Source organism: Streptomyces sp. NPDC002690 (assembly GCF_053592415.1).
This window is the reverse complement of record NZ_JBSFVR010000611.1, coordinates 1-2,655: the sequence shown is the minus strand read 5'-3', so window position 1 is coordinate 2,655 and position 2,655 is coordinate 1. Positions and strand designations below refer to the sequence as shown.

General features: G+C 75.0%; 1 protein-coding gene and 1 pseudogene. Both read right to left on the bottom strand.

Annotation, left to right across the window (positions count from 1 at the left end; translation table 11 throughout):
* Nucleotides 1-909: pseudogene (locus ACWD3D_RS35850) on the bottom strand (hypothetical protein); the annotation flags it as partial.
* 177 nt (nucleotides 910-1,086) lie between these two features.
* A complete protein-coding gene (locus ACWD3D_RS35845; protein ID WP_451464847.1) occupies nucleotides 1,087-2,448 on the bottom strand; it encodes an outer membrane protein assembly factor BamB family protein in 1,362 nt (453 codons plus the stop codon).
* Nucleotides 2,449-2,655 lie beyond the last annotated feature (207 nt).

Sequence of the window (2,655 nt, the reverse complement as noted above, 5' to 3'; positions counted from 1 at the left end):
CCGCCCAACTCCTCGGCCTGGCAGGGCTGGTGGCCGCCGCCTGTGCCGCGGTGGCCGGCCTCTCCTACGCCTCGAACCTGCAATGGCGGCCGCGCGTACGGTGTCGCGCTGCCGTCGCTGCTCCGCCGCGAGCGCCCGCTGTTCGGCGAGTGCCTCGCGGGCGGCGGTCGCGAGGACCCCGGCCCGCTTCTCCGCCTTCGTCAGGCGGTCCACGGTGGCCGCGCGCCCTGCCGCCGCCCGGGCGATCACGTGGCTCTCGTCGAACATGCCGGAGGGCTCGTCCGCCAGGAGCAGACGGAGGTACGCGGAGAAGTCGGACCGGCCCCGGTACTGCTCCCTGGCCAGCCGTCCGGCGTCCGCGCGCCCGGTGCCGAGCGTGCGCCGGGCCCTCGTCAGCGCGTCGTTGGCCCTGCGGGTGGCGGCCGTCCGCTCCGCCAGCTTCTCGTCGGTCGCGTTGTACTTCTCCGTGGCCTGTTCCATCCGGCGGAAGAGGGTCTGGAGTTCGGTGAGCAGGGCAGGCGCGGCGTTCGGGGCGGCGGCTTCGGGAGTGCCGGGGGCGGCAGGGGTGGCGGACGGGGTGCGGCCGGCGAGGGCCTCCAAGGCGTCCACGGTCACGCCGGGCGACGGGGCGCCGGACGGGGCGGGGGCCGGGTCCTCGGCCGCACCGGGAGTCGTGCGGGGAGTCGTGCGGGGAGTTGCATCGGGAGTCGTGCCGGGACTCGCACGGGGAGTCGCGCCGGGACTCGTGCCCGGAGTCGTACGTGGGAGCGTCTTCGCGGACGCCTTCACCGACGCCTCGGGGGGATCGGGTGCCGGTCGTGGATCCGGGCCGGCGCCGGACGGGGCGCGGGCGGCGACGGCGGCCAGGACCGCCGTCGCGCAGACCGCTCGCAGAAGCCTGCCTGACACGTCATCACCTCCGGTGACGCTGCGGGGCCCGGCCGTGCACCGAACCGGCCCGGACCCCTAAAAAGTGTGCGAATCATATTTATCCGCTCACTTGGTGTCCGGTGGTGCAAGCACCGCACGGCGTGGCGCCACGCGTCACCCCGTACAGCCGGGTCCGGGTCCGGGCGCCGCGGTGCGTCAGGCGACGGGGAACGCGTAGACCGCCCGCCCCCGCAGGACGACGGCGGTCAGCCCGGTGGTCAGCGTCCGGTACGGGCCGGTGACGGCGGCGCCCTTGGGATCTGCCACGCCGATGTCCTGGAACTTCCACAGCCGCCGCCCGTCCCGCGCGTCGAACGCCGTCACCTGCGTGGTGTCCGAGGCGAGGACCGTGTCGCCGGACGCGGTGACCACGAGTGCGGGGGCGGCGCCGCCGGCCGGCACCTCGGTGGAGCGCAGCCAGAGGAGCTTGCCGGTCTCGCGCTCGACCATGCCGACCTCCTGGCTGCGATTGGTGGTGACGATCAGATCGCCCGACTCCACCGGCGCGCCGAACTCCGAGGACGCGGCCGTTCCGTCGAGCCGCCACAACGACTTCCCGGACTCCGTGTCCCACGCCTCCAGGTTCTTGCCGGCCGCCCCGAAGAGCCGCCCCTCCTCGTCGCCGCCCGCCGCGCCCCGGGCGGTGACCGTGCCGAACCGCCTGGTCCAGAGCAGTTTTCCGGTCGCCCGGTCGAAGCAGCGGAAGGTGCCCTTCCCCTTGTCCGCCTGGACATCGGCGGCGGTCAGGGTGGCAGCGTCCTGGCGGACCACGATGTCGTTGAGCCGGGCCGCCGTCAGCCGGTACTCCGGGCCCGTCGCGTCCCGGCCCGCCGGTACCTGGACCCGCCAGACCTCCTGACGGCTCACCAGGTCGTACGCGAAGAAGTACGCCTGGACGACCTGCTTGTCCTTGCCGGGCTTCTTGCCCTTGGCCGGCTTCGGGGCCTTCACCGTCACGGTCCGCGCGCCGGAGAACCAGACGACGGAGCCGGACTGGCCGGTGAGCGTGCCGACCCGGAGCCCGGGCAGGCCGGCGAACCCGTCCGCGTACCGCACCCGGTGCTTCACCTCGCCGGTCTCCGGCGACAGCCACAGGAAGGCGGTCGGGCCCGCGACGAAGACGAGGCCGTCCCCGGTGGTGAGCGCGGCCTGGCCCTCGGCGGCGTCCGCGCGCTGCCAGCGCCTCTTGCCCGTGCGCAGGTCCACCGCCGTCGCCTGGGCCTTGCTCGTCAGCACCAGCAACCGGTCCTGCCAGAGCGCGGCGGTGAGGGGTTCCGCCTCGGACGACGGATGCGCGTACACCCAGGTGGGGGCGGGCGGCTGCCCGGGGAGCGCGGGGCCCTTACTGGGCTCGGGCCCGGCGTCCGCCCCGGGTGCGGGAGCGCCGTCGTCGCCGAGGGAGCCGACCGCGAGGCCGCCCACGAGGAGGCCGAGCGCTCCGGCGGCGACCGTGGCCAGCAGCGACCTGCGGGTGGGGAAGAGCGCGGTCCGGTCCGGTCCGGAGGGGGCCTGCCGCACCGGCGGGGTTCCCTGACCGGTGGGCAGGGAACCGCCGCCGGGCAGGGAGGTGCCGGAGTACGGCACCGGGTACGCCGGAGCGGACGGCGCCTGGGCGGAGAGCGGTCCGCCGGCTCGTTGGTGAGATCGACCGTGATGTCCTGGTCGTTGCCGTCGATCACGTACGGACCGGTCACCGGGTTCCTGGGAAGGACGTACCCCTCGGGG